Below are 25,297 nucleotides of genomic sequence, written 5' to 3'. Positions count from 1 at the left end.
TCTAACTGATTGATTCCCCTACCTTTCCCCAAAGCGATTCTGACGTGATTTTGCACGCGGTTCTTACCCTGTTCTGCCTTCATTATCGGCGGCACGTTTGGTGCTGCGCAGATCCGCAACGGCGCCGGTGATCTTCTCGGAGCGACGGCGAATATAACGCAGCGTCGTGCTCTCCTTGGTGTGGGTCAGCGCGCCCTGGATCATCTTGACCGTCGCGACGGATTCCTCGGCCTCGGTGGCGCCGCCGGCGCGCGCGTCATGAAATCGGCGGCAGTTGAACCACAGCGAGTCTGGTGCGACCAATCGGAATGCTTGGAAGCGCGCTCAGTGTGATTGCGGAAACCCTCTTCGTTGCCACCGGCCACGCCATACCCAAATTCTTCGAGTGGGAAGAGCTGCCGAACTCGTGGAAGCCCTTGTCGGTTTCGGCTTTATCGCGATTGGCTTCACGCTCTTTTTGCTGGGTCACTGAAGAACCGTGGGAGGCTCTTGCGCGATGAAGACGATCGCACTGCTCGCCGTACTGGCTATGATACTGCAAGGCCTCATCGGCACTGCGTCAAGCGTGGGCGGTCCGCTGACCATCATGCTGATCCTTTTTCTCACCATGCTCGCCGTGGGGATTTACGAGGCCTGGTTAAAGAAGCGCGGCGCGCTTGGATGGATCGTGAATATCGTCGCCTCGGTCATTGGCGGCTTCGTAGCCGCCATCTTCGTTGGCATGGCCATGGAAATGATACTTCCGCAGCTGCACGTGGAAGGGTCGCTCGCGTCCTCGCAGCACCCTCTGCTGTACATCTTGTTGGCAGGTATGGCGATCCTCACAGTGGTTGGATCGTGGGGCACGCTACAGATCGCCAACCGGTTTCGATGATGGCTTACTGAAGGACCTTTGGCAGCACGACCACCATCTCAATCGCGGAAGGGGGTCTCACCGTCGAAATACAGATGAGGGCGCCGTCCTCCGCCTTCACTCGTCGTTGAAAGCAAGAAGCGGAACGTCCACGTCGAACACCAATTCGAGCACCAATCCGACCGCGCAAACGACCACGGCCAGTTCGACGATCACAAAAGTGAAAATCGTGGTCAGTCCGACGACAGCGTTTTTGCGTCCGTTGATCATGATCCCCTCGTTAAGAAATCATTTAGCACCGGGCTATTCGGCTTGGTCGATGATGTGATTTTAACGTAAACGCGGAACCCGCGTGGAACCGGCGTGCCCGATTGCGGGCCCGGATTCACGAAAGCGGGATATCCTGCGCCGAGGTTCTGAAAGGCGAGCAGGGGGCCGCCGGGTGGGAGGCGGAATCTCAGCCCGACTTGTTCATCTTCTTCACTTTTGCGTCGGTGGCTTCGATCGATGCCGCCAATTCCAGGATCGCCTTTGCCAGAAGGTCGGCGGCTTCCTTGGCGTCCTGACAGCGTTCGGCGCGCAGCGCATAATTCTTGGCTGATGATAATGACATTGGCGGCGGCCTTCCCACGGAAAAACCCACCGGGTTGAGGCGGTGGGTTTCCCTACGCGTTTACGTCTCGCGGGGCCTTGGGAGCCGTCCGCGATTGCCCGAACCATAGCGCTAGCTGGTTAATGAATTTTCTGGCCTAAGGCGCGCGCCAGCTTGCCGGCAACGCCGGTGAGCCCGCTTCTGCTAAAGAAATTCGCGCAGCCGCACCAGCTCGGCGACGTGCTCGGCGGACAGGACCTCGGGGATCATTGGCGGCTGCGGCGCTGTCAGAATCTCGTACAGGTGCCGGGTCGATTCAGGCTTGGCCATGAATTCCCTCATGCACTCATCGAGCGTGCCCTCGAACACCATATAGGGGCCGGAGCTGTCGAGGCGGCGGGCGTTGTGAAGCGACGGCCATTTGCGGATGATGGCAGGAACATCAAAACTCACTGGTACTTCGGCACCATCCATTCGTCGTCGAGCTCCTCGGTCACTGGAAAACGGCCCCCCAGCCGCAAGATGATGATGGGCACCCCACCACGAAACTCATAATCCGCGGCGTCGCCGTTGGTTCCCGGCTGATGCCCCCGAAATTTTTGCCGCCGCCGTCTGTTGGGAACAAATTATTGCCGGGGAGCTTAGTCGGGCACGTCCGGACGCGAACCAGCCCCGTCGCGTTCGGCAAAAGGCGGCCTCAGCTCTCCCCCCGTGCTGGGGCCGCCTCTTTCAACAGCGTTGCCGCGGCGCACAAGATCTTCCGCATCGTTGCGAACGGCCGAAGCTGGTTCTTGAACGGACTACTTCTTGAAGAAGCCGACAATGATCAGGAGGATCACCGCGCCAATGACGGCGTTGACGATCGCGGCCAGATAGCCTCCGACCAGGACAAACCCGATCATCGGCAACAGCCAGCCGGCGATCACGGCGCCGACGATGCCAACCACGATGTTGCCGACCAGGCCGAGGCCATAGCCCTTGACGATCTGCCCGGCCAGCCAGCCTGCGATCGCGCCGATGATCAGCCAGACGATGAGAGATTCAATCACGACCATCCTCCCCATTGCTGAGCGCCGCGGTATCCCGCGGTCGCTGCCCTCGAAGCCAACACGTTCAGGAAGCAAGACGTTCAGGAAGCCAAGACGCTTTGGGAGCGACGCTTTGGGAGCCGGACCGCTTGGCATTGCGCCAGCGCTGCCGTTCGCCCCGTTGATCGATCTTAGGTAGTATTACGATCCGCTCTCGTTGGCTTGTCAACCAGTAGCTGGCTCCGGTTCGGTCAATCGCACCGCAACAACTTCTTACCGAATGTTCTCGGCGATGGATTTGCGCGTCTCGTTCTGCGCTTTGAAAATATTGCTCAGGACTTCAAACCAGGACGTGCCGCCAATCACCGCATCCAGTTCGGTCGCGCAAAGTTCGGTGGTCGCGGCGGCCCGTTGGTCGACGTTCGGCTGTGTCTGAAATGCGGTCATGATGCGCTCCGGTGGCTGGATGATGCCAAACCATCCTGACCCCGGTGAAAGGTTAGGGACTGTGATTGATGTCACAGCGACGGCGACGGCCGGGCGGCTAAATCCCCTTCATCAGCAATGATCCGACCTCGATCGAAAGGGAGCCGTCACCATGAGCACCATCATCAATCGCGCTGAATCATGCGAGCGGGACCGTCAGGCCGACGCGCTGTCTGATCGCGAGCTCGCCAATGTCAGCGGCGGCAAGGGAAAAGCCACGCCCAGCCCGTTTGTGTTTATCAAGCATTACGACAAGGCCTCGCCCATATTGGCCTGCTGATACGTCAGGCCGGCGTTCGCGCGTGCTTGGCCGCCTCAAAGGCGGCCAGCCGTTCGGCGAACTTTCCGTTCGCAGCGCCGGCGCGCGCGACGATGACAGGGGCCTGGATCGTCTCGAAGAAATGACAGGCCACGCGATGGCCGGGCGCGGCCTCGCGCAGCTTCGGCTCCTCCGCCGAGCAGCGCGGCTGGGCGTGCAGGCAGCGGGTATGGAAGCGGCAGCCGGACGGCGGGTTGAACGGGCTCGGCACGTCGCCCTGCAACATGACGCGCTTGGTGCGCAGGCTCGGGTCCGGCTTCGGGATCGCTGACAGCAGTGCGTGGGTATAGGGGTGCAGCGGCTTTGCGTAGATCGTCTTCTTGTCAGCGATCTCGACCAGCTTGCCGAGATACATCACCGCGACGCGATCGCTGATGTGTTTTACGACCGCCAGATCATGCGCGATGAACAGATAGGAGAGACCAAAACGCTGCTGCAAATTCTGCAGCAGGTTGACGATCTGCGCCTGGATCGAGACGTCGAGGGCCGATACCGGCTCGTCGCAGATGATCAGATCGGGATTGACGGCCAGCGCCCGCGCAATCCCGATGCGCTGGCGTTGCCCGCCGGAGAACTGATGCGGATAGCGCCGTGCATGTTCGGGCAGCAGGCCGACGATATCGAGAAGCTCGCTCACCCGCGTCTCGCGCGAGGCGGGATCGCCGATGTCATGCACCCGCAGCGGTTCGGCCAAAATCTCGCCCACGGTCATGCGCGGATTGAGTGAGGCGTAGGGGTCCTGGAAGATGATCTGCATGTGCCGGCGCAGCCGCCGCAGTTCATCCTTGCCGAGATTGGCGATTTCCTCGCCCTTGAAACGAACCGAGCCCGCCGTCGGGTCCATCAGGCGCAGCACCAGGCGTCCGGTCGTCGACTTGCCGCATCCGGACTCGCCGACCAGCGCCAGCGTCTCGCCGCGGCCGATCTCGAAGCTGACGTCCTCGACGGCGCGCACAAGGCCCACTTGTCTGCGCAGGATGATGCCGCGGCTGAGCTGAAAATGCTTCACCAGGCCGTCGACCTGCAGCACCGGGACCGCGCTCATGACGCCACCTCGACCGGGGCCTTCCAGCAGGCGACGAGGTGACCCGGCGCGAGTTCGCGCAGCGGCGGCGGCGCCTCGCGGCAGCGCCGGTCGGCGAACGGGCAGCGCGGCGCGAAGCGGCAGCCCTTTGGCTGGTTGTTGGGGCTCGGCACCGTGCCTTCGATGGTGGCGAGCCTGATACGGTCGACGTCGAGGCGCGGGATCGAACCGAGCAGGCCGATCGTGTAGGGGTGCTGCGGATCGGCAAACAGATCGGCGACATCGGCGCTTTCGACGATCTGTCCGGCGTACATCACCAGCACCTGGTCGGCGACCTCGGCGATCACGCCGAGATCGTGGGTGATGATCAGGATCGCCATGCCGAGCCGGCGCTGCAATTCGCCGAGCAGATCGAGGATCTGGGCCTGGATGGTGACGTCGAGCGCGGTGGTCGGCTCGTCGGCGATCAGCAGCGCCGGCTCGCAGGACAGCGCCATCGCGATCATGACGCGCTGGCGCATGCCGCCCGACAGATTATGCGGAAAGTCGTCGATGCGCTGCTTCGCTGATGGAATCCGCACCAGTTCCAGCATCTCGATGGCGCGCGCTTTCGCGGCCTGCGGCGACAACTGGGTATGGGCGAGTATCGCTTCGACGATCTGCTGGCCGATGGTGTGGACCGGGTTCAGCGAGGTCATCGGCTCCTGGAAGATCATCGACATCTTGCCGCCGCGCAGCCGGCGGCGCTCGTCGGCCGACAGTTTCAGCACGTCGCGATTGCCGAACATGACGGCCTCGGCCTCGACCTTGCCCGGGCTCGCCACCAGGCCCATCACGGAGAGCGACGTCACGCTCTTGCCGCAGCCGGATTCGCCGACCAGACCGACGGTACGGCCGCGCGGTACGTTGAAGCTGATGCCGTCGACGGCGCGAAACAGGCCGCGGTCGGTGGCAAAATGGGTCTTGAGGCCGCGGACCTCGAGCAGGTTTTCCATCAGAACGAGTAATCCAGGCCTTTGTAGAAGGTGTTTTGATAGAGCATGTGCGGACGGACGCCCTTCAGTTTCTTCTGGCTCGTCGTGTACATCGCGATGTTCATCACCGGCATCCACAGATGCTCCTCGGTGACCCGCTGCTGGGCCAACGCGTAGTATTTGGTGCGATCGGCGTCGGTCAGCGACGCGCGGCCCATCTTCAAATACTCGTCGGTCTTGGGGTCGTTCCAGTTCATCCGGTTCGGCGCCGGCATGTTCTTCGAATCGAAGTAGAAGTTCAGGAGGTCGCCCGCCGATATGTAGGGGAACGTCACCGTCCACAATTCGTAGTCCTGCTTGGCCATCTCGGCCGGCGCGATCGTGGAGTCGAAGCCGACGATCTTCCAGTCGATGCCGATCTTGCGCATGTAGCCCTGGATCGCCTCGGAGACCCGGCCGAAATAGGCGACCTGCGTGAACAGCACCTTCGGCGCGAGCTTGACGCCGTCCTTCTCGCGGATGCCGTCGGCGCCGACCTTCCAGCCGGCTTCGTCCAGCAGCCTTTTGGCGCGTTCGACGTCCTCCTTGATGATGCCCTTGGTGGACGAGGCGAAGTCGAGTGCCTTGTCGTCGATGAAGGTGTAGGCCGGTTCGGCATTGCCGAGCATGATGCCCTTGACGATGTCGGCGCGGTTGATCGCGATGTTCATCGCCTCGCGCACGCGCTTGTCTGATACCATCGGCCGCGTGGTCTTGTAGCCGTAATACATCAGCTGGAAGTTAGGCTGCGCCTCCTGCACGTTGAGGGTAGGCGCGGCCTTGACCTGCTGGATGAACTGCAGCGGGATTTGGTGGCTGACATCGAATTGTCCGCCCAGCATGGCGGCGACGCGGCTGGAATCCTCCGGCACGATCTTGATGCTGAGTTTTTCGAATTTCACCGGGCCCTTGTTCTGGTACATCGACGGGCCCCATTTGTAGGCGTCGTGGCGCTTGAGCACGATTTCGGTGCGCGGCTGCCAGTTCTCGAAGCACCAGGGACCGGTGCCGTCGATCGCCTTGATGCCGTAATCCTTGCCGAGCGCCTCCACGCTCTCCTGGTTGTGGATCGCGGTGGTGAACATCGTGAGCTGGAGCAGCAAGTCGGCGAACGGCTCGTTCAATTCGTATTCGACAGTGTAGGGATCGGGCGCGCGCAGTTCCTTGATGTTGCCGGCGCGCCAGGCCAGCGGCGCCTTTAGTTCAGTGCTGGTCAGGCGCTTGAAGGAATAGATCACGTCGGCGGCGGTGAATTTCTTGCCGCTGCAGAATTGCACGTCATCGCGCAGCTTGAACACGTAGGTCTTGCCATCCTCGCTGATCGTCCACGACTTGGCGAGATAAGGGATCGCCGTCTTGCCGTCCCAGTCCATCGCGACAAGCGTGTCCTGAATCATGTTGACGATGTCGGAGGAGGGCGACCAGGTGGTGCGCTGGCCGTCATAATGCGGCGCGTCGAGCGACTTCATCATCTTCAGGGTCTGCGCCTCGAGCGGGGAGGCTCCCACCACTCCGAGCAGCACCGCAGCCGTCGTGAACAATCCGCGCATCGTTTGCTCCTTGTTGTTGCTTGCCTATAGCGACGCGTCCAACCCCTTGTAGAAGGTGTTCTGGTAGATCATGTGCGGCCGCGCGCCCTTGATCTTCTTGTTGGCGACCTGGTCCATGTTGATGTTGAGGACCGGGATCCACAGATGCTCCTGCATGACCTTCTGCTGCACCATCGCGTAATGTTTGGCGCGATCGGCCTCGGTCAGCGCCGAGCGGCCGAGCTTCAGCCACTCGTCGGTCTCGGCGTCCTTCCAGTTCATCCGGTTCGGCGTCGGGATGTTGCGTGAATCGAAGTAGATGTTCATGAGATCGCCGGCCGACAGATACGGCACCGTCACCGACCAGATTTCATAATCCTGCTCGGCCATCTTGGCCGCCGCGATGGTCGAGTCCTGCGGGTTGAGCCGCCAGTCGACGCCGATCTTGCGCAAGTATCCCTGGATCGCGTCGGCGACCTTGGCCGAGTTGGCGTTCGCGGTGTAGTACACTTTCGGCGCCAGCTTGGTGCCGTCCTTTTCGCGCACGCCGTCGGCGCCGACTTTCCACCCCGAATCGTCGAGCAGCTTCCTGGCGCGTTCGAGGTCTTCCTTGACGATTCCGGCCGTCTTCGGATCGTGGTCGAGCGCATCCTTGTCGACGATGGTGAAGGCCGCCGTGGCGTTGCCGAGCAGGATGCCCTTGGCGATCTCGGCGCGGTTGATGGCGATGCTCATGGCCTCGCGCACGCGCTTGTCGGCGACCATCGGCCGCGTGGTCTTGAAACCGAAATAAAGCAGCTGGAAATTCGGCTTCGCCTCGCTCACGTTGAGCATCGGGGCGGCCCTGGCCTGGGTGATGAACTGGTGCGGAAACTGGTGGGTGATGTCGAACTGGCCGGCCATCATCGCCGCAACCCGGCTGGATTCCTCGGGCACGATCTTGACCACCAGTTTTTCGAATTTCACCGGGCCCTTGTTCTGGTACATCGACGGGCCCCATTTGTAGGCGGCGTGGCGCTTCAGCACGATCTCGGTGCGCGGCTGCCATGAATCGAAACACCACGGCCCGGTGCCGTCGGCGCCCTTGATGCCGTAGTCCTTGCCCAGCGCCTCGACGCTTTCCTTGTTGTGGATCACGTTGGTGAACATGGTGAGCTGCAACAGCAGCTCGGAGTAGGGCTCCTCGAGTTCGTATTCGACGGTGTAGGGATCAGGCGCGCGCAACTCCTTGATGCTGCCGGCGCGCCAGGCGTACGGCCCCTTGATCGCGGGATCCTTCAGCCGCTTGAAGCTGTAGATCACGTCCTCGGCGGTGAATTTCTTGCCGCTGCAGAACGAGACGTCGTCGCGCAGCTTGAACGTATAGGTCCGGCCGTCCTCGCTGATGATCCAGGACTTGGCGAGATAGGGGATCGGCGTGCGGCCGTCCCAGTCGAGCGCCACCAGCGTGTCCTGGAACATGTTGACGATGTCGGATGTCGGACCCCAGGTGGTGCGCTGCGCGTCGTAATGCGGCGCGTCGATGCCCTTCATCAAGGTCAGCGTCTGGGCCGATGCGGCCCCCGCGACGCCTATTGCCAATGCTACACCCAGAACGGTTCTGATCATGTCTGCAGCCTCGGATCGAGGACGTCGCGGAACGCGTCGCCCAGAAGGTTGGCCGCCAGCACGATCACGAAGATCGCGCAGCTTGGGATCGTCGCGATGTGCGGCGCCATGAACAGGAAGTCGCGCCCCTGGGCCGCCATCATGCCGAGTTCGGCGGTCGGGGGTTGCGCGCCCATGCCGAGGAAGCCGAGCGCAGAGCCGATCAGGATGATCTGGCCGAAGCGAAGCGTCAGGAACACGAAGATCGTCGAGATGCAGTTGAGCGTCAGATAGCGCCAGATCAGTGCGCCGTCGGTGACGCCGACCGCGCGGCCGGCTTCCATGAATTCCTGGCCCATAACGCCGACCGCCGCCCCGCGCGCCACCCGCGCGACGTCGGGCACGGTGGCGACGACCAGCGCGATGACTACGGCGGTGAGGCCGGCGCCGAAGATCGCGGCGACCGCGAGCCCGATCAGGATGGCGGGGAACGCCAGCATCACGTCGACCAGCCGCATGATCCAGCCGTCGAGCCGCTTGTAGTAGGCGGCGAGAATGCCGAGCACGCCGCCGAACAGGCCGCCGATGATGACGCCGACCAGCCCGAGCATCAACGTGGCGCGGGTGCCGAAGATGACGCGGCTCAGCACGTCGCGGCCGGTGTTGTCGGTGCCGAACCAGTGCTCGGCGCCCGGCGGTTGCATGACCTTGGTGAGGTCGGTGAAGTAGGGGTCGTAGGGCGCGATCCAGGGCGCGAAAACCGCCGCGGCCACGATGGTGGTGAGCGTCAACGCCGCCCCGGCCGCGACCCGGTCGCGCGCGAGGCGCCGCAGCACGCCGGCACGGGCGAACGCGCCGGTTTCGGGCTCGGCGACAAAGACGGGTTCGAGGGCCTGAACGCTCATCGGCGCGCCACCCTGGGATCGAGATAGACGTAGAGCACGTCGACGATCAGGTTGATCGACAGGAAGGCTATGGCGAGGATCATGATCGCGCCCTGCGCGGTCGGGAAATCGCTGGAGACGATGGCGCCGACCGCAAGCCGGCCGACGCCGGGCCAGGAAAACATCGTTTCCGTGACCACCGCGCCGCCAAGCAGGAAGGCCGCCTGCAGCCCGATCAGGGTGACGACCGGGATCATGGCGTTGCGCAGCGCGTGATGGACGATCACCGCCGTCTCGCGCAGCCCCTTGGCGCGCGCCGTGCGCACGAAATCGGCGCCCAGCACTTCCAGCACAGCGGTGCGCGTCAGCCGCGCGATCGGTCCGATCAGCACGAGGCCGAGCGTGGTCGCGGGCAGGATCAGGCTCGGCAATCCGCCGTCCCAGATCGGCCCGGTGCGGCCGGTGAACGGCAGCAACGCCCATTTGAAACCGACATACTGGATCAGGATCAGGCCGATGAAGAACACCGGCATCGAAACACCGGCTACCGAGCAGGCCATGATGATGCGGTCGGCGAGGCGGCCGCGATTGACGGCGGCCAGCGTTCCGAACGCAAGTCCGCTCGGCACCGCGATCAGCATCGCGCCGAGCATCAGTTCGACCGTTGGACCGATCGTCATCGCGAGTTCCTCGCTCACCATCCGGTTGGAGATGATCGAGCGGCCGAGATCGCCGCGCAGAACCCGCATGATGTATTCGAAGAACTGCACCGGGATCGAGCGGTCGAGGCCAAGCTCGAGCCTGATCGCCGCGATGGTCTCGGCCTTGGCGTCGGGACCGGCGATGATCATTGCGGGATCAGCCGGCACCACCTGCAACAGACAAAAACAGAGGAAGAGAACCCCGAGCAAAGCGGGGAACGAAATCAGCAGGCGATGGACAATCTGTTGTCCCATGCGACGCCAACGGACCGTTAGGCCAACAAACGGCGCGTCCGCTTACGCAGACGCTTGCAGCGCGTCCGCTTACGCGAACGCTTTGCAGTCCCCTCCCTGGCAGCGGCGCTTCGTCCGACGTGCGCGCGCTTTGATTATTGCCGATACTGGCATGCACCGCGCGCGCCGTCACGCCCATTTTGCCGAACCGTTTCCGCCTGCGCTCCCTTGTCGCGTACGGGCGTAATGCCTTATCGCGGAATATGCGAGCGGCGATCGCTATGCGGAAGTTGCCACAATCAGCGCGCGGTCTCGCCGTCGTCGCGCTGATCGGCGGGTTTTTCATTATTGATCGCGACGAAGGGCAGCTGTCGCGTTGCCTTTGAGGGCCGTCCAATCCGCGCATCGTAGCTTTCGGCGAGCGCAAGCAGTCGTTTTTTCGTGAAGGGATCGGCCTTGTCCGCAATCGCGCGGACGCGCCGGGACTGCTCCTTGAAATACGCGTCGTTCATAAGGCACCAAAAATTAATAAATCCAATAGCCGCAAACATACTACAGGCGCACTCCCGCCGTCGCCCTGAGTTTTAGTATGGTTAAACGCGAAAGCCCGTCAGCCCTTGCAAGTGACGACGGTCTGGAAGGGCCAAGAGAAAGGCTGAGGCCACTTCCGTTCCGGTCCGGCTGTCACCTGGGGAACAGCGCGGCCGTCGCCGATCCGTCATGGTCCCGGTCATACCGAGGCAATGTTGCACCGGGACAGCAGCGGGAGACGCACCATGGAACGCAGGACTGACAAGCCGGTCGAACTGACGACGCACCAGCTGGATATCGTGACCGGCGGCAGGCTGGGCACCGGCCCCACGCACCTTCCGCCCCGTAACCCCTTTGGTCCGCCGAAGCCACCGGCCCGTTAAGCGAGCGAATAGCCCCGGCATGACTTGCCGGGGTTTTTTCGTGCAAAAATTCAAGCATTTTGGATCACGAGTGGAGGAGCCGCGCCTCCGCCCGTTATGACGCCGCCACGACCCAGCCCACCGATGTCTCAACTGGATTGCCCATCCGGCAACGGTTAGGCTTTACCCGCCGATCGATAATGATAGCCAAAGAGCGGGGTCGGATTTGGGAAACGGAAACGCAAGGGGTCGATGATGAAAGTACGCCCGACAGGCGTGATACCGCCGATGACAACGCCGTTTCGCAAAGACGGCGAGATCGATTTCAAGCAGGTCGCCCCGCAAGTCGACTGGCTGATCGGCGCCGGCAGCCATGGCATGGCGGCGGGCGGTTCGACCGGCGAGGGACATACGCTCGATCATGAAGAGTATCGCGACCTGGTGGCGGCGACGGTGGAGGCCGCCAAGGGCCGCGCGCCCGTGATCGCCGGCATCATCGTCGACTCCACGCGCGACGCGATCCGGCGCGGCAAACTGGTGCGCGACATGGATGTCGCCGCCCTGCAAGTGACGCCGGTGCATTATCTGTTCAAGCCGGACGAGCAGGCGATGGTCGATCATTTCCGCCGGATGGCCGACGAGACTGGCATGCCGATCATCATCTACAATGTGGTGCCGTGGTCGTATCTGTCGCCCGCGCTGCTGACGCGGATCATGAACGAGGTGCCGCTGGTGGTCGGCGTCAAGCAGAGCGCCGGCGATCTGAAACTGTTCGCCGATCTCATGATGATGGCGCCGGACAAATTGATCTACAGCGCGGTCGACGCGCTGATGTATCCGTCCTACGCGCTCGGCGCGCATGGCTCGATCGCCGCGATCCTCTCGGCCGCGCCGCATGCCTCGGTCGAACTGTGGGATGCGGTCAAGGCCGGCGATCACGTCCGCGCGCTCGACCTGCACAAGAAACTGCTGACGCTGTGGAACGCTGTAGTTTCAGACAATCTGCCGGCCTGCACACGCTACGCGCAGTCGCTGCAGGGATTACCAAAGACCTTCTCGCGCGCGCCGATGCCGGAAGCGTCGCCTGCGCAACAGGCCGCGATCAAGAAGGCGCTGGACGGGTTGGGGGCGGCCGGCCAACGCGTCGAGGCGGCGGAGTAGGGCAGATACTCAACGGATCGTCATGCCCCGGGCTTGTCCCGGGCATCCACGTCTTTACAGTCTAACAGCAAGGAAGACGTGGATGGCCGGGGATAGGCGAGCGGAAGTGACGCTGTCCTTGACGGCTACGCCCGGCCATGACGGTACAGGCCCGTAGCCAATGGTTTGCCGATGACGAAGGTGGCGCAGATATATGAGCATCGGTTTCCTAACGCCGATTTGCCTATCATGCGATTTCAAGTGGGAGTTTTTGAAATTGCGCAGCTGCTTGGCTTTCGAGTTGAAAATTGGATGGAAGAAGGATTGGGGCAAGCTCACGGAATGTTTCTCAGGTTACCCTCTGGACGGGTAATCTTGTTCCGTGAGCTCCAGCATCTGATCGAACATCATCACGCAAAGGGTCCGACCGTCTATGTTGACGCCGGTTCGGTCGCAGAATTCGGTGTTGAGCCTTTGATAGGCGAAGTTTTGACGGCTCTCGATGCGTCGCCACAGGCGGTTGATTGGGTCGCGTCAAGTGAGAGTCGGGAAATTGCTATCGATCTAGTAAAGCGGGTGGCGGCATACAATAGACAGAATGAATGACGGGCGTCGCGGTTTTTCCGCGTCGCGGACATCGTCGCTGATCGCACCATCACGGCACGAGCTTTACCGGCGAAGCGCAGCTGCTACACTTCGCGAAAGGCCCCGTGCGGTGTTCATGAAGGCCAGCAAAAGAAAATAGAGGAACGCTCTCCATGAAGGAATTCGCCGGAAAGATCGCCGTCATCACCGGAGGCGGCACGGGCATGGGCCGCGAGCTGGCGCGCCAGCTCGTCGCCGAGGGCTGCAATGTCGCGATGTGCGACGTCTCCGCCGAGGCGATGGCCGAGACCAGGCAGCTGTGCGAAGCCGAGAAGCTCCCGCAGGGCCTGCGCGTCACCACGCACATCGCCGACGTCGCGATCGAGGACCAGCTCAAGCGGTTTCGCGATGAGCTGATCGAGCAGCAGGCGACCGACAAGATCCATCTATTGTTCAACAATGCCGGTATCGGCGGTGGCGGCAGCCTGTTCACCAACACGCGCGAGCAGTGGGAGCGCACCTTCAACATCTGTTGGGGCGGCGTCTATCTCGGCGTTCGCACTTTCATGCCGCTGCTGCTGAAGGCCGACGAGGGCCACATCATCAATACGTCCAGCGTCAACGGGTTCTGGGCGTCGGTCGGCCCCGGCGTGTCGCACACCGCCTACGCCGCCGCCAAGTTCGCGGTGAAGGGATTTTCCGAGGCGCTGATGACGGATCTGCGGCTCAACGCGCCGCATATCAAATGCTCGGTCGTGATGCCCGGCCACATCGGCACCTCGATCGTGTCGAACTCGCGCAAGATCCAGAGCGGAAGCGAGACCGAGCGCCTGACCGATGTTGAAATCGGTGTGACCCGGGAACGGCTGAAGGGGATGGGTACCGACACCTCTGCCATGTCGGATGAGGACATCCAGCAACTCGCGCTCGACCGCGCGCGATCGTTTCGCGACGACGCGCCGACCACGGCGGCGGCGGCCGCGAAAATCATCCTCGACGGCGTCAAGGCTGATCGCTGGCGCATCCTGGTCGGCGACGACGCCCACAAGCTCGACGAGCGCGTGCGCAAGACGCCGGAGGAGGCCTATACGCTCGATTTCTACCAGAGCTATCGGGACGAGGTCGGCTGGAAGCTGGCCTGAAGGGCTGATCAGAATAGCGACCAGAGCCGGAACTCAACAAGAGTTGTTGGCTCACCCAAGCGTGCCACGCTGACGGAAAACGCCGCGTGGCGGTACGGTCTACAGGGTCTCGCCGGTTCAGCGGGTAGTCCGACCTGTACCTTGGGATAGTATTCTGCAGGTTCAAAGCGGAACTAAGCTGCTACGACAACGGAGCATCAACCATGAAGATCGTCGTGATCGGTGGCACCGGCCTGATCGGCTCGAAGACCGTCGCCATTCTGCGCCAGGGCGGCCATGAAGTCGTCGCCGCTTCGCCCAAGAGCGGCGTTAACGCGATGACTGGTGAGGGACTCAAGGAGGTCATGGCGGGCACACAGGTGGTGATCGACCTGGCCAATTCGCCCTCATTTGACGACAAGGCGGTGCTCGAATTCTTCGAGACCTCCGGCCGCAACCTGCTCGCCGCCGAGGCCGCAGCGAACGTCCGGCATCATGTCGCACTGTCGATCGTCGCGATCGACCGGACCGACAATGGCTATTTCCGCGCCAAGGTCGCCCAGGAGAAACTGATCGAAGCCTCCGGCATTCCATACACCATCGTTCGCGCGACCCAGTTCCTGGAATTCGTTCGCGGTATCGCCGATTCAAGTGCGGACGGAAACACAGTGAGGCTCCCGCCTATCCTGTTCCAGCCCATCGCGTCGGACGACGTTGCTGCCATCGTTGCCGATCTGGCACTGGCGGCGCCGCGAAGCGGTATCGTGGAGATCGCCGGACCGGAACGAGCGCCGCTCAATGACATCATTGCCCGCTATCTGAAGGCGGTTGGCGACCCGCGCGAAGTCGTGAGCGATCCCGAGGCCCGATACTGGGGCGGTCGGGTTGACGAGCACTCGCTGGTGCCGTTGGGCGAGGCGCGCCTCGGCCGCATCGGTCTCGACGAATGGCTTCGCCGCGCAAAGGCCTGATCCCGCATCAGCTCCTGGGCCATGAACGAAAGAGGCGATTATGACAAACAAACTCGTTGCGCTGGTTCTTCTGTGCTTGATGACCGGAACGGCGGCAGCTCAGGCCCCCAAGGTGACGCCGCTCATGTCCAAGGATCTTCCGGATAGTCCCGGCAAGGAAGCTTTGATGATCATGGTCGAGCATGCGCCCGGCGGGTCGAGTGCTGTCCACCGACACAACGCACATGCGTTTGTTTATGTGCTGGAGGGCTCCGTCGTGATGCAGCTGAAGGGTGGACAACCCGTGACACTGACAGCTGGACAAAGTTTCTATGAAGGCCCCGATGATATTCATGTCGTTGATCGGAACGCGAGTAGCACCCAGCCGGCGAAATTCCTCGTGCTCTTGATCAAGGACAAGGGAGCGCAGGCGCTCGTACCCGCGCAGTGACTGCGGCGCTTTAAGCAGAGAGTGCGTCGGACAATGTCAGGCGCGGGCCACGCGCTGGCGCGAGCCGGGCTTGTAGGCGAGGCGAGTGTGGCCGACGCAGTAAGGCATACCCTTGAGCGGTGTGTTGCCGCAAAAGCAGAAATCCTCCGCGCCGGGCGTGCTGATCGGCCAGCGGCAGCGCTCATGGCTGAGTTCGAGCAGTGAGCAGGGCCGCTCGCTGGCGATTGGAGCGTCGGGGGCCGGTTGCCCGTTCTGGTAGACCACTTGCAGCATCCGGTACTGCGTGCGGGGAACGGATTTCGGGCTGCGTTCCCTGGCGGTCCCTTGCAAATGCTGTTCGATATTGGTCGGCCCGCGGGTCAGACCGAGCCGTGTCAATTTGCCGATCACGGCGTTGCGGCTGACGCCGATGTGAGCGGCGATCTCGCGGCAGGACAGGCCGGATTCGAAATGTTGTTTGAGGAGTTCGACGCGCTCGGTGGTCCAGGTCGGTATGTTTGCGAACATGCTTGCGGTCCCAAATTCTTTGAGGAACCGCCGCGTTCCTGTCTCCCGTCAGCGAATTTTCCGCTGGCGTGCCATCAAGGCCTGCCATTGTCGCGGATCGACAGCAGCCCGTCCTTGATGGCGAGCCGGATGCCTTCCTCGATCAGGGTCTTCGCAACGCCGGGAACGCTAGTGCCGTGGGTGCCCTGTCTCACCAGTTTTTCGAGATAACTGATGGTCGAGATCGCCAACGTCACGGGAATGCGGTCGGTTTCGGCTTTTTCTGTAGCCATGCAAGAACGCTAACTTTTAAACGCTGTACTGAAAAGTATCTATTTAGACTCTATTAAGTTTCATGGGGATAAGTCAATTGCCGCCACGGTCGCAGCCTATCTCCTTGTAACGACGTCGAAAAATTCGACTGGCGCCACACAGGCTCCGATGTTGGACAGCGCTGCGCGACCAACTACCGGCCTGACGGCGCCCAAGCAGCCGCGGCGAAACGATCCAGTTCCTCAACCCATTTCCCGATTGCCTCAGGTGGTCTGCACGGTCGATGCTGCTTCGACGAGGGGCAATCCTGTGATGACGATGACCAACGGTCTCTACTCAATCCTGACCGAAATGATTGAGGGCGGGCATGGCCATGCCAGCGGCGTCATCGTGCTGCTGGACGGCAAGATCGCCGGCGGCGACTCGCATTTCTATTATACGGGCTCCTACACCGCCGATCGCGGCAAATGGCGCGGCGAACTGACCACCAACCAGCACACCAAATCGGCCGGCGTGCTGCCGCTGTTTGGCGGGCGCGAGGTCACCACCGGCTTCAGCGGCACCTATACCGCCGATCGCGCTGATGTGCAGGGGGCGGCGCTGGTTGGAAAGACCAGCGTCAGGATTCGCTCCACGTTGGAGCTGCTTTCGCCGCTGTGACGGCGCACTGCGCTCAAATCAGCCGTGCACCACACTCTTTGCGATCATGCAATGAATTCCCTTGGAGCCGTTGACCGTCTGCGTCACCCGCAAATCGGCGGCGAGGCTGCAGAGCGTGTAGGCGTCCTCGCGCGACAGATTGCGCTTCTCGCCAAGCAGCACGATCATGTCGCGCAGCGCGCGCACCACGCATTGGTCGAGGTCGGGGTCCATCGCCATCGTCATGTAATGATCAGGCGTTTCCGCGCGCGGATATTCCAGCCGCAAATCCTTGCGCAGCGTCAGGCGGAAGCGGCCCTGCAGCGCAGTTTCGATCGCGGTGACGCAGACTTCGCCGTCGCCTTGCACGCCGTGGCCGTCGCCGCAGGAAAACAGCGCGCCGGGCACGAACACCGGCAGATAGAGTTTGGCGCCGGCCCCTAACTCCTTGTTGTCGAGATTGCCGCCCATCGCGCGCGGGATCAGCGAGGTGATGCGGCCCCAGGCCGGCGGCGGCGCCACGCCCATCACGCCGAAGAACGGTTTGAGCGGCAGGTCTAATCCCCACGGCATCCGGCCGACCATCCGCTCGCGGTCGAGCGGAATGTTGAGCAGCCGCGTCTCGTGGAAATCGTCGGGCAGGGTGCCGGACAGCGGCTTGATCAGATTGTAGCCCCAGTCCTGCCGGAGCTGGACGTCGAGAATGTCGACCTCGAGCACGTCGCCGGGCGCGGCGCCTTCAACCGCGATCGGGCCGGTCAGAATATGGCCCGGCACCATCCGCTCGTTCTGGGCGTGCACGTCGGCAAGCTCGGGCGGCACATGAAACTTGCTGCGGTCCGGCACCACGTCGGGGCCGCCGGTGATGGTATCGACCGTGACCTCATCGCCGCTGGCAATGGTCAGGACCGGCTTCAATTTCGCTTCGAAAAAGCCCCAGTGGCAGGTTTTGGGGCTGGAATGCAGGTGATGATGGGTCATGGGGACCTTCTTGTCGGTGTTGTCTTGTTCTATTTGTCATTGCCGGGCTTGACCCGGCAATCCATCATTTTCGCATAACGCTTTTTGCGAAGAAGATGGATACGCGGGTCAAGCCCGCGTATGACGAACTGGAAATTCCAAGAGGCCTGCCTTGTTCTTCGTTCTCTCCAAAACGCTCGGCTACATGCTGATGCCGACGAATTTCCTGATCGGCGTCGGTTTCATTGGCGCCATCCTGCTGCTGACGCGCTTTGCATCGCTCGGCCGCAAGCTTGTGATGGCAGCGGTGATATTGCTGGTGATCTGCGGATTGTCGCCGCTCGGAAACCTGTTGCTCTATCCGCTGGAGCAGCGCTTTCCGCCATGGAAGGACGGAGCCGGCGCGCCGCCGGACGGCATCGTCGTGCTCGGCGCGTCGATCGAGGCTGACATATCGGCCGCGCATGGCACGCCGGTGGTGCGCAGCGCGCCTGACCGCATCATCGCGGCTGCGGCGTTGGCGCACCGCTATCCGAATGCACGCATTCTGTTCACCGGCGGCAGTGCCAATCTGATTTCGAACGACGCGCGCGAGGCCGATTTCGCCGGCGCGATTTTCGAGAGCCTCGGCATCGCAAAATCGCGGCTGATCATGGAGCGGGCATCACGGAACACGCTGGAGAACGCGCAGTTCTCGAAAGCGCTGGTGGCGCCGAAGGACGGCGAGCGCTGGCTGCTGGTGACCTCGGCCTTTCATATGCCGCGATCGGTCGGCCTGTTTCGCAAGGCCGGTTTTGCGGTCGAAGCCTATCCGGTCGATTGGCGGGTCGGCGACCGCGGCGATTTCACGAAGTTTTCGAACTCCATTCTTGATGGCCTGGGACGGACCGAAACCGCGGCGCGCGAATGGATGGGGCTGGTTGCGTACCGGGTCACCGGCAAGATCGACGATTTGCTGCCGGGACCCGCGCCGAAGTAGAGGTCGCAACAGCCGAGCGACCGGGCTAGAATTGACGCCAACAACAACATGCGCACCGCGCCGATTTGGGAGTTTACGCCATGCAACAGCAAACGCCGCCGGAAGCGTTCGATTTGAACGGCATGGCTGCCGACCTGATCAGCCTGTTGCGGCTCCGGACCACCGTGATCGGCATCAAGATGTTCGCAACCGTCGAGGAGATGGCGGCGATCCCGAAAATCCGGCGCCCCAGTGCGGTCCACACCACCGACCAGATCGTCAGCATGGCTTCAAGGCTCGGCTGGACCGTCGGCATCACCGGCGAAGACCTCGTCGGCGCGCAATGCCGCGCCGTGATCGGGCTGGCGCAAAGGGACGAAAAATTCCTGGAAGGAAAAAACTATGTCGGCGTCTGGCACGGCACCGAGGAGGACGCGCGCAAGCGCCAGGAAGCGCTCGACGTCGTGCCGTACGGCCAGTACCAGGCGATGGCGGTGAGTCCGCTCACCAGCGGACGGCTCAATCCGCCGGATATCTGCCTGGTCTATGCGACGCCGGGCCAGATGATCATCCTGATCAACGGGCTGCAATATACCGGCTACAAGAAGTTCGAATGGGGCGTGGTCGGCGAGACCGCATGCGCGGATTCCTGGGGGCGGGCGCTCAAGACCGGCGAGCCGAGCCTGTCGCTGCCATGCTTTGCCGAACGGCGCTATGGCGGCGTGCCCGACGAAGAGATGCTGATGGCGCTGCAGCCGGCGCATCTCGCCAAGGCCATTGTCGGCATGAAGCAACTGGCGAAAAACGGCCTGCGCTATCCGATCGCGCCCTATGGCATCCAGGCCGACGTCCGCGCCGGCATGGGCGTTTCGTATGCTAAGAAATAGCCTTGCGAAATGAAGGGGAAACCGTCATTGCGAGCGCAGCGAAGCAATCCATAGCCACCAAGTAAGATAGCCACCAAGTAAGTATGGATTGCTTCGTCGCTTCGCTTCTCGCAATGACGAGTATTAGGGAACTAAAACATGTCTTCGTCGAAATTCGACATCGTAGTCTACGGCGCTACCGGCTTCACCGGCCAGCTCGTCGCTGAATATCTCGCCGCGCATTACAAGGGCGACAGCAGCCTGAAATGGGCGATGGCCGGGCGCAGCAAGGACAAGCTCGCCACGGTGCGCGATGCGATCGGCGCGCCGTCGGATACGCCGCTGATCGTGGCCGACGCGTCAGATGCCGCGTCGCTGAAGGCGATGGTGGGTCAGACGAAATCGGTGATCTCGACGGTCGGCCCGTATCAGTTTTACGGCAATGAGCTGCTTGCGGCCTGTGTGGAGTCGGGTACCGACTATTTCGATCTCTGCGGCGAGCCGCTCTGGATGCGCCAGATGATCGACAAGCATGAAGCCGCGGCGAAGGCGAGCGGCGCGCGCATTGTGTTTTCCTGCGGGTTCGACTCGGTGCCGTTCGAACTCGGTGCCTTCTTCGTGCAGGAGGAAGCCAAGCGGGTGTTCGGTGCGCCGGCTTTGCGCGTCAAGGGTCGCGTGCGCGATATGCGCGGTACCTTGTCCGGCGGCACCGCCGCCAGCGCCAAGGCGACCTTCGACGCCGTTGCCAAGGATCTCAGCCTCGTTGCGATCCTCAAGGATCCGTTCGCGCTGACGCCGGGATTCAAGGGGCCGAAACAGCCGCCGGGCAGCAAGCCGTCCTATGAGGAAGACCTGCAGTCCTGGATCGCGCCCTTCATGATGGCGCTGATCAACACCCGCAACGTCCATCGCTCGAACATGCTGATGGGCTTTCCGTACGGGCAGGAGTTCGTCTACGACGAAATGGTGCTGACGGGGGCTGGCGAGAAGGGCGAAGCCAACGCCAAGCTCGTGATGGCCGCAAACACCGAAAAGACCGGCCCCGGTGCGCCCAAGCCGGGCGAGGGGCCATCGAAGGAAGAGCGCGAGAACGGCCTCTATGACCTGCTTTATGTGGCGATCGCTCCCGATGGCCGCCAGGTCCGTGCGGCGGTGAAGGGTGACCGCGATCCAGGCTACGGCTCGACCTCCAAGATGATTTCGGAATGCGCGATCTGCCTGCTGCGCGACACGCCTGATGTGGCCGCCGGCATCTGGACGCCGGGCGCGGCGATGCAGCACAAGCTGATCAAGCGGCTGGTCGACAACGCTGGCCTGACGTTCACCGTGGAGAAGTAGCCCAGTTTTCGAGCATCATCTTCCCGGAAGTCAGGCAATGCCTTCGTCGGAATTCGACATCGTCGTCTATGGAGCCTCCGGCTTCACCGGCCAGCTCATCGCTGAATATCTCGCCGCGCAGTACAAGGGCGACGGTAATCTGAAATGGGCGATGGCCGGGCGCAGCCTGGACAAGCTCGCTGCCGTGCGCGACGCGATCGGCGCGCCGGCTGATACCCCGCTGATCGTTGCCGATGCCGGCGATCCCGCCTCGCTGAAGGCGATGGTCGGCCGAACCAGATCGGTGATCTCGACCGTCGGTCCGTATCAGCGCTATGGCTCCGAACTGGTCGCAGCCTGCGTCGCGGATGGCACCGATTATTTCGACCTTTGCGGCGAGCCGCTCTGGATGCGGCAGATGATCGACACGCACGAGGCGGCCGCAAAGTCGACCGGCGCACGCATCGTATTTTCCTGCGGCTTCGATTCGCTGCCGTTCGAACTCGGCGTGTTCTCCGTCCAGCAGGAGGCGAACAAGAGTTTTGGCGCCCCGGCCAACCGCGTCAAGGGCCGGATTCGCGACATGAGTGGCACGTTGTCCGGTGGTACCGCCGCGAGCACCTGGGCGACGTTCGCGGCTGCCGCGCAAGACCTCAGTCTGGTCGCCCTGTTGAAGGATCCATTCTTGCTGGCGCCGGGATTTGAAGGCCCGAAGCAGCCGCGCGGGAACAAGCCGCTGTTCGACGATGATCTCGGCTCGTGGACGGCGCCTTTCGTGATGGCGACCATCAACACCCGCAACGTGCACCGTTCCAATTTTCTGATGAACTTTCCGTACGGCAAGGACTTCGTCTATGACGAGATGGTCCTGACCGGTCCGGGAGAGCAGGGCGGAGCCAACGCCAAACAGCTCGTCGCCGCCGTCAACGCCGAGAGGATGGGCGGCGCAAGCGGCCTGAAGCCCGGCGACGGTCCCTCGAAAGAGGTGCGGGAGAGTGGTTTCTTCGATCTGCTGTTCGTCGCACTCGCGCCCGACGGCAAGCAGGTGCGGGCTGCCGTGAAGGGTGACCGCGATCCCGGCTATGGCTCGACGGCGAAGATGATCTCCGAATGCGCGATCTGCCTGCTGCGCGATGCGCCTGATGTGCCCGCCGGCATCTGGACGCCGGGGGCGGCGATGCAGCACAGACTGATCAAGCGGCTGGTCGGCCATGCCGGCTTGACGTTCGGCGTGGAGAAGTAGGCTTTGCGACCGCTACGCCGAACGGGGATCGTACGCGTACATAAAGTCCATCGCCCGTGCGCCGAGCGGAAGCATCAGTTTCATCATCCGGTCACGGATCCAGGCGCCGGTCGGACTGAACTCGCGCTTGCTGTTGCCGTTGCGGCGCGCCAGCGCCACGATCTTTTCGGCGCGCGGGCGGCGCTCGGCCTCGAAATTCTGGAATGTCAACGCGAGCTCCTGGCGGGTCTGCATCAACCGGCCAAGCCGCAGCGCGTCTTCCAGCGCCAGCGAGGCGCCCTGGCCGGCATGCGGACTGGTGGCGTGCGCGGCGTCGCCAATGAGAAGCGTCCGCTGGCGCGACCAGGTCGGCAAGGTTGCGACGTCGAGCGTGTCCGTGACCACGATGTTTTCAGCCGCATCGATGATTTGCAGAATCGGATCGTGCCAGCCGGCGTGGAATTTCCGCAAATGCTGCCGCAACTGGTCCTGGCTCATGGCGCGGAACGTCGCGGCACTGGCGCCGTGCGCGGGCTGCGTGCTCCACCACATCAGGCCGTCGTTGGGATCGGAACTGCAGAAGCCATAGCCGAAGAACCCGCTTTGCCCGAACGTCGTCACCACGCGCTGGCCGATCGGCGAATTCTCGATCACCGCGCGTGGCACAAAACCGCCGAAGCCGATCAATCCTGTATCGAACGGCTTTGGTCCGTCCGGGATGACGTGGCCGCGGACGGCCGAATGCACGCCGTCGGCGCCGATGACAAAATCGCCCTCGGCAAAGCTGCCGTCGGAAAAATGCGCCACGACCGGCTGGTCGGCGCGATCCTCGATTCCCACCAGCCGCTTCTCGAACCTGAGCTCGACATTGGCGCACCAGGCCTTGTTGACCAGCAATTCATTGAGCGTGGCGCGGCACATGTTCACCGCCGGCTGGCCGAACCGCGCCTTCATGTTGCGGTTGAGCGAGCCGAGGCGGGCGCCTTTCTGCGAATAGAAATCGAACGATTCGGCGACCGAACCGCGCCGGATCATCTCGGGGGCCAAGCCGATCTCGGCCAGCACGTGCATGCCGTTCGGCGCGATCTGCAGGCCGCCGCCGATCCCGGCCGAGTAGGGCCAGGCTTCGAACACCTCGGCATCGATGCCGGCCTGCTTCAGGAAGATTCCGGTCACGGGACCTGCGATGCCACCGCCGATGATCAGGGCCTTGGGACGTTTGGTCATGCCTTGCTCCATGCATCCGTGGGGTGGTAGGAAATATCAGCTGCTAATTATCTTAGTAGCTAAGATAATGATGGACTAAGATATGAAATCGACCGTGTCAAGGCCGAAGGCGCGGGCCGCGCTGTTGCAGGAACTGGAAGAGGCCATGCGGCGGTCGTCGGCGCAGGGCGTGATCTTTGGGCAAACCGTTGCCAATGTGGCCGGAATTTCCGGTTCCGACCTCGAATGCCTGGATTTTCTCAATCTCGAGGGCCGCGTCACCGCCGGCCGTCTTGCCGAGGTCACGGGGCTGACCACCGGCGCCATCACCGGCGTGGTGGACCGGCTCGAGAAGGCCGGCTTCGTGCGTCGCGAGCGCGACGCGGCCGACCGGCGCAAGGTCTTTATCGCGACCGTGCCTGACAACGTCGCGCAGATCGGGCGGTTCTATGTGCCAATGCAGCAGGCGATGCACAAACTATGGAGCTCCTATTCGGAAGCGGAACTGCAATTGCTGCTGCGCTTCGCGAGCGAGAGCTACAAGTCGGTGTTGGAGGCGACCGAGGCGCTGAAGGGATTGATCGACTCGCCGACGGAGAAAGCGCCTAAGAAGCTGGGACGGCCGCGCCGTTGAACGTCTGGCCGGCGCGGGCCTTGTAATGCTCGGCGGCGACGAACAGGCCCCACATCAGCCCCAGCATCATCCAGAAATGCCGCCAATGGTCGGTGTCGATGATAAAACTCTCGCCGACGGTGCCGAGATAGGCGGCGAAGATCGCGAGATAGGCGCGCTGCCAGGGCGCGCGGACGAAGATGTATCGAAAGCCGTTCAGCGCCGTGACGAACACCAGCGCCGGGTAGCAGACGCCGGAGAGCCAGCCGCCCGACATGAATGCGTTCAAATAGGAATTGTGGGTGTCCTCGGGAAAGTAGCGGGTGAACTGCAGCGGACCTATTCCGAACGGCAGATCGAGCGCCATGTTGGCGCCGAGGATGTAGCGCCCGAACCGGCCGAAGCGGCCCGAGTCATAGCTTTGATCGAAACTGGCGCGCTGCTTGAACATCTGCGCGATCGAGTCGAACGACAGCAGCACCGCCACCAGCGCCGCCGCGAGGATCGCAGCGACAATCGCGATCATGATGATGCGTGAACGCTGCGCCTGCGACCGGCTGGTCAGCACCATCAGCGCCAGCATGAACATCGAGGTCAGGATCAGCCCGCCCCAGGCCGCGCGCGAAAACGCCAGCAGGATCGCCAGCGACATGATGCCGAAAGCGACGGTGTTGCGCAGCGACTTTCCGAGTTTGTCCGAGACCACGCTTTGCAGGCAAAACAGCGCCGGCAGGATCAGGAACGCGCCGAGCACGTTGGGGTCCTTGAAGGTGCCGCGGGCGCGATCGTACAGCGTCAGGAGGTCGCGTCCGCCCGGGACGAGGTTGAAATACCCGGCGACACCCAGGCTCGCCGCGATCATTGCGCCGACGACGAGCCCGCGCCTGAGCATGTCGAGCCTGGCTGCGGTATCTTCGGCCATCACCATCGCGAACAGCATCACGGTGATGGCCATGTACCAGGAGGTCGCGATCCACATGCTGACATTGGGTCGGTCGATCACGGCAATGGCGCTGATCGTGTAGCCGGTGTTGAGCAGGAACAGCGCCAGCAGCAGCGGAATGAACACCAGCCGCATCCGCAAACCGCCGGTGGCAAAGAAGATCAGCGACGCCAGCAGCGTTGCGATCTCATAAGGGCTGGGCTCGATGAAGACGATGGCCCCGGACGCGCCGACCAGCCATACCATCGCGCGCTGCACCGCGAGCACGCCCGGCGCGGCTGTCAACGATGGAAGAGGACCCCCGGCTGTCGCCGCATACGCCATTCGATACTCACGCACACGCTAAACGCTACAATACGCCCACAACCGCTTATGTCGTCATTGTCTGCAACAAACGCGGAGCGTTTGTGCATGAGAGCGAAGC

At 62.6% G+C, this 25,297-nt stretch carries 32 protein-coding genes; 14 read left to right on the top strand and 18 right to left on the bottom strand.

Annotated elements, in window-relative coordinates:
• Window positions 1-63: 63 nt before the first annotated feature.
• Window positions 64-303, bottom strand: coding sequence for a hypothetical protein (locus JQ611_RS09575; protein WP_212465301.1), 240 nt, complete (start codon window positions 301-303; stop codon window positions 64-66).
• A gap of 193 nt (window positions 304-496) precedes the next feature.
• On the opposite strand from JQ611_RS09575, the gene JQ611_RS09570 reads away from it, so the two are divergent.
• A complete protein-coding gene (locus JQ611_RS09570) occupies window positions 497-874 on the top strand; it encodes a hypothetical protein (protein ID WP_212263609.1) in 378 nt (125 codons plus the stop codon).
• A gap of 96 nt (window positions 875-970) precedes the next feature.
• Here JQ611_RS09570 and JQ611_RS09565 read toward each other — a convergent pair whose 3' ends face one another.
• From JQ611_RS09565 to JQ611_RS09545, 5 genes are all read right to left on the bottom strand, one after another.
• Window positions 971-1,123 (bottom strand): hypothetical protein, encoded by a 153-nt coding sequence (locus JQ611_RS09565; protein WP_212263608.1) that lies wholly within the window; start codon window positions 1,121-1,123, stop codon window positions 971-973.
• Between the two features lie 187 nt (window positions 1,124-1,310).
• Window positions 1,311-1,466: a hypothetical protein gene (locus tag JQ611_RS09560; RefSeq protein ID WP_192733559.1), complete on the bottom strand. Its 156-nt coding sequence runs from the start codon at window positions 1,464-1,466 to the stop codon at window positions 1,311-1,313.
• Window positions 1,467-1,649: 183 nt separating this feature from the next.
• Window positions 1,650-1,919 carry a hypothetical protein gene (locus tag JQ611_RS09555; protein ID WP_212263607.1) on the bottom strand — a complete coding sequence of 90 codons (270 nt, stop codon included), beginning with the start codon at window positions 1,917-1,919 and terminating at the stop codon, window positions 1,650-1,652.
• 326 nt (window positions 1,920-2,245) lie between these two features.
• Window positions 2,246-2,500, bottom strand: a complete 255-nt coding sequence (locus tag JQ611_RS09550; protein ID WP_192733557.1) for a GlsB/YeaQ/YmgE family stress response membrane protein — start codon at window positions 2,498-2,500, stop codon at window positions 2,246-2,248.
• A gap of 246 nt (window positions 2,501-2,746) precedes the next feature.
• Window positions 2,747-2,920: a hypothetical protein gene (locus JQ611_RS09545; RefSeq protein ID WP_212263606.1), complete on the bottom strand. Its 174-nt coding sequence runs from the start codon at window positions 2,918-2,920 to the stop codon at window positions 2,747-2,749.
• Window positions 2,921-3,071: 151 nt separating this feature from the next.
• Here JQ611_RS09545 and JQ611_RS09540 point away from each other — a divergent pair, with 151 nt between their 5' ends.
• Complete coding sequence (locus JQ611_RS09540) at window positions 3,072-3,239, top strand: hypothetical protein (RefSeq protein WP_212263605.1); 168 nt, start codon at window positions 3,072-3,074, stop codon at window positions 3,237-3,239.
• 4 nt (window positions 3,240-3,243) lie between these two features.
• Here JQ611_RS09540 and JQ611_RS09535 read toward each other — a convergent pair whose 3' ends face one another.
• The 7 genes from JQ611_RS09535 to JQ611_RS09505 all read right to left on the bottom strand — a co-directional run bounded on the left by JQ611_RS09535 (window position 3,244) and on the right by JQ611_RS09505 (window position 10,762).
• Complete coding sequence (locus JQ611_RS09535; protein ID WP_212263604.1) at window positions 3,244-4,323, bottom strand: ABC transporter ATP-binding protein; 1,080 nt, start codon at window positions 4,321-4,323, stop codon at window positions 3,244-3,246.
• Entirely contained in the window at window positions 4,320-5,297 is a 978-nt protein-coding gene (locus tag JQ611_RS09530) for an ABC transporter ATP-binding protein (RefSeq protein ID WP_212263603.1), read from the bottom strand. The genes JQ611_RS09535 and JQ611_RS09530 overlap by 4 nt, the downstream gene beginning before the upstream one ends.
• On the bottom strand, window positions 5,297-6,865 hold the full coding sequence (locus tag JQ611_RS09525; protein WP_212465300.1) for an ABC transporter substrate-binding protein: 1,569 nt from the start codon (window positions 6,863-6,865) through the stop codon (window positions 5,297-5,299). The genes JQ611_RS09530 and JQ611_RS09525 overlap by 1 nt, the downstream gene beginning before the upstream one ends.
• A gap of 24 nt (window positions 6,866-6,889) precedes the next feature.
• Window positions 6,890-8,452, bottom strand: coding sequence for an ABC transporter substrate-binding protein (locus JQ611_RS09520; RefSeq protein WP_212465299.1), 1,563 nt, complete (start codon window positions 8,450-8,452; stop codon window positions 6,890-6,892).
• The gene (locus tag JQ611_RS09515) at window positions 8,449-9,336 is read right to left on the bottom strand and encodes an ABC transporter permease (protein WP_211999958.1); all 888 of its coding nucleotides are present in this window, start codon (window positions 9,334-9,336) and stop codon (window positions 8,449-8,451) included. The genes JQ611_RS09520 and JQ611_RS09515 overlap by 4 nt, the downstream gene beginning before the upstream one ends.
• A complete protein-coding gene (locus JQ611_RS09510; protein ID WP_212263599.1) occupies window positions 9,333-10,271 on the bottom strand; it encodes an ABC transporter permease in 939 nt (312 codons plus the stop codon). Before JQ611_RS09510 ends, JQ611_RS09515 begins: the two co-directional genes overlap by 4 nt.
• Window positions 10,272-10,549: 278 nt before the next feature.
• The gene (locus tag JQ611_RS09505) at window positions 10,550-10,762 is read right to left on the bottom strand and encodes a hypothetical protein (protein WP_212263598.1); all 213 of its coding nucleotides are present in this window, start codon (window positions 10,760-10,762) and stop codon (window positions 10,550-10,552) included.
• A 264-nt stretch (window positions 10,763-11,026) separates the two neighbouring features.
• Between JQ611_RS09505 and JQ611_RS09500 the strand changes: the two genes are divergently transcribed.
• The 6 genes from JQ611_RS09500 (at window position 11,027) to JQ611_RS09475 (ending at window position 15,390) form a co-directional block, all read left to right on the top strand.
• Window positions 11,027-11,164, top strand: a complete 138-nt coding sequence (locus JQ611_RS09500; RefSeq protein WP_211999955.1) for a hypothetical protein — start codon at window positions 11,027-11,029, stop codon at window positions 11,162-11,164.
• A gap of 234 nt (window positions 11,165-11,398) precedes the next feature.
• Entirely contained in the window at window positions 11,399-12,304 is a 906-nt protein-coding gene (locus tag JQ611_RS09495; protein WP_212465298.1) for a dihydrodipicolinate synthase family protein, read from the top strand.
• A gap of 171 nt (window positions 12,305-12,475) precedes the next feature.
• Window positions 12,476-12,889 carry a hypothetical protein gene (locus JQ611_RS09490; protein WP_212465297.1) on the top strand — a complete coding sequence of 138 codons (414 nt, stop codon included), beginning with the start codon at window positions 12,476-12,478 and terminating at the stop codon, window positions 12,887-12,889.
• A 152-nt stretch (window positions 12,890-13,041) separates the two neighbouring features.
• Window positions 13,042-14,010 (top strand): SDR family oxidoreductase, encoded by a 969-nt coding sequence (locus JQ611_RS09485; RefSeq protein WP_212465296.1) that lies wholly within the window; start codon window positions 13,042-13,044, stop codon window positions 14,008-14,010.
• 203 nt (window positions 14,011-14,213) lie between these two features.
• The gene (locus JQ611_RS09480) at window positions 14,214-14,960 is read left to right on the top strand and encodes an SDR family oxidoreductase (protein ID WP_212465295.1); all 747 of its coding nucleotides are present in this window, start codon (window positions 14,214-14,216) and stop codon (window positions 14,958-14,960) included.
• Between the two features lie 40 nt (window positions 14,961-15,000).
• Window positions 15,001-15,390 carry a cupin domain-containing protein gene (locus JQ611_RS09475; protein WP_212465294.1) on the top strand — a complete coding sequence of 130 codons (390 nt, stop codon included), beginning with the start codon at window positions 15,001-15,003 and terminating at the stop codon, window positions 15,388-15,390.
• Between the two features lie 36 nt (window positions 15,391-15,426).
• Here JQ611_RS09475 and JQ611_RS09470 read toward each other — a convergent pair whose 3' ends face one another.
• Both JQ611_RS09470 and JQ611_RS09465 read right to left on the bottom strand, forming a co-directional pair.
• A complete protein-coding gene (locus tag JQ611_RS09470; RefSeq protein WP_212465293.1) occupies window positions 15,427-15,897 on the bottom strand; it encodes a GcrA family cell cycle regulator in 471 nt (156 codons plus the stop codon).
• Between the two features lie 74 nt (window positions 15,898-15,971).
• On the bottom strand, window positions 15,972-16,169 hold the full coding sequence (locus tag JQ611_RS09465; protein ID WP_192733542.1) for a hypothetical protein: 198 nt from the start codon (window positions 16,167-16,169) through the stop codon (window positions 15,972-15,974).
• 292 nt (window positions 16,170-16,461) lie between these two features.
• Here JQ611_RS09465 and JQ611_RS09460 point away from each other — a divergent pair, with 292 nt between their 5' ends.
• Complete coding sequence (locus JQ611_RS09460) at window positions 16,462-16,809, top strand: GrlR family regulatory protein (protein ID WP_249133049.1); 348 nt, start codon at window positions 16,462-16,464, stop codon at window positions 16,807-16,809.
• An 18-nt stretch (window positions 16,810-16,827) separates the two neighbouring features.
• Here JQ611_RS09460 and JQ611_RS09455 read toward each other — a convergent pair whose 3' ends face one another.
• Window positions 16,828-17,769 carry an acetamidase/formamidase family protein gene (locus JQ611_RS09455; RefSeq protein WP_212296208.1) on the bottom strand — a complete coding sequence of 314 codons (942 nt, stop codon included), beginning with the start codon at window positions 17,767-17,769 and terminating at the stop codon, window positions 16,828-16,830.
• 151 nt (window positions 17,770-17,920) lie between these two features.
• On the opposite strand from JQ611_RS09455, the gene JQ611_RS09450 reads away from it, so the two are divergent.
• From JQ611_RS09450 to JQ611_RS09435, 4 genes are all read left to right on the top strand, one after another.
• Window positions 17,921-18,727 carry a YdcF family protein gene (locus JQ611_RS09450; RefSeq protein ID WP_212465292.1) on the top strand — a complete coding sequence of 269 codons (807 nt, stop codon included), beginning with the start codon at window positions 17,921-17,923 and terminating at the stop codon, window positions 18,725-18,727.
• Window positions 18,728-18,807: 80 nt separating this feature from the next.
• Entirely contained in the window at window positions 18,808-19,593 is a 786-nt protein-coding gene (locus JQ611_RS09445) for a DUF169 domain-containing protein (protein WP_212272887.1), read from the top strand.
• A 138-nt stretch (window positions 19,594-19,731) separates the two neighbouring features.
• Window positions 19,732-20,910: a trans-acting enoyl reductase family protein gene (locus tag JQ611_RS09440; RefSeq protein ID WP_212263589.1), complete on the top strand. Its 1,179-nt coding sequence runs from the start codon at window positions 19,732-19,734 to the stop codon at window positions 20,908-20,910.
• A 37-nt stretch (window positions 20,911-20,947) separates the two neighbouring features.
• Complete coding sequence (locus JQ611_RS09435) at window positions 20,948-22,132, top strand: trans-acting enoyl reductase family protein (protein ID WP_212465291.1); 1,185 nt, start codon at window positions 20,948-20,950, stop codon at window positions 22,130-22,132.
• Window positions 22,133-22,144: 12 nt separating this feature from the next.
• Here JQ611_RS09435 and JQ611_RS09430 read toward each other — a convergent pair whose 3' ends face one another.
• Window positions 22,145-23,338 carry an NAD(P)/FAD-dependent oxidoreductase gene (locus JQ611_RS09430; protein WP_212465290.1) on the bottom strand — a complete coding sequence of 398 codons (1,194 nt, stop codon included), beginning with the start codon at window positions 23,336-23,338 and terminating at the stop codon, window positions 22,145-22,147.
• A gap of 82 nt (window positions 23,339-23,420) precedes the next feature.
• On the opposite strand from JQ611_RS09430, the gene JQ611_RS09425 reads away from it, so the two are divergent.
• Window positions 23,421-23,951: a MarR family winged helix-turn-helix transcriptional regulator gene (locus JQ611_RS09425; protein ID WP_249133048.1), complete on the top strand. Its 531-nt coding sequence runs from the start codon at window positions 23,421-23,423 to the stop codon at window positions 23,949-23,951.
• On the opposite strand, the gene JQ611_RS09420 is transcribed toward JQ611_RS09425, so the two are convergent.
• Window positions 23,923-25,197: an O-antigen ligase gene (locus JQ611_RS09420; protein WP_212465289.1), complete on the bottom strand. Its 1,275-nt coding sequence runs from the start codon at window positions 25,195-25,197 to the stop codon at window positions 23,923-23,925. The genes JQ611_RS09425 and JQ611_RS09420 overlap by 29 nt on opposite strands.
• Between the last annotated feature and the right edge of the window lie 100 nt (window positions 25,198-25,297).

Source organism: Bradyrhizobium sp. AUGA SZCCT0182 (assembly GCF_018130185.1).
Lineage (GTDB): Bacteria > Pseudomonadota > Alphaproteobacteria > Rhizobiales > Xanthobacteraceae > Bradyrhizobium.
The sequence above is the reverse complement of the archived record's forward strand: the minus strand, read 5'-3'. Positions and strand labels throughout refer to the sequence as shown.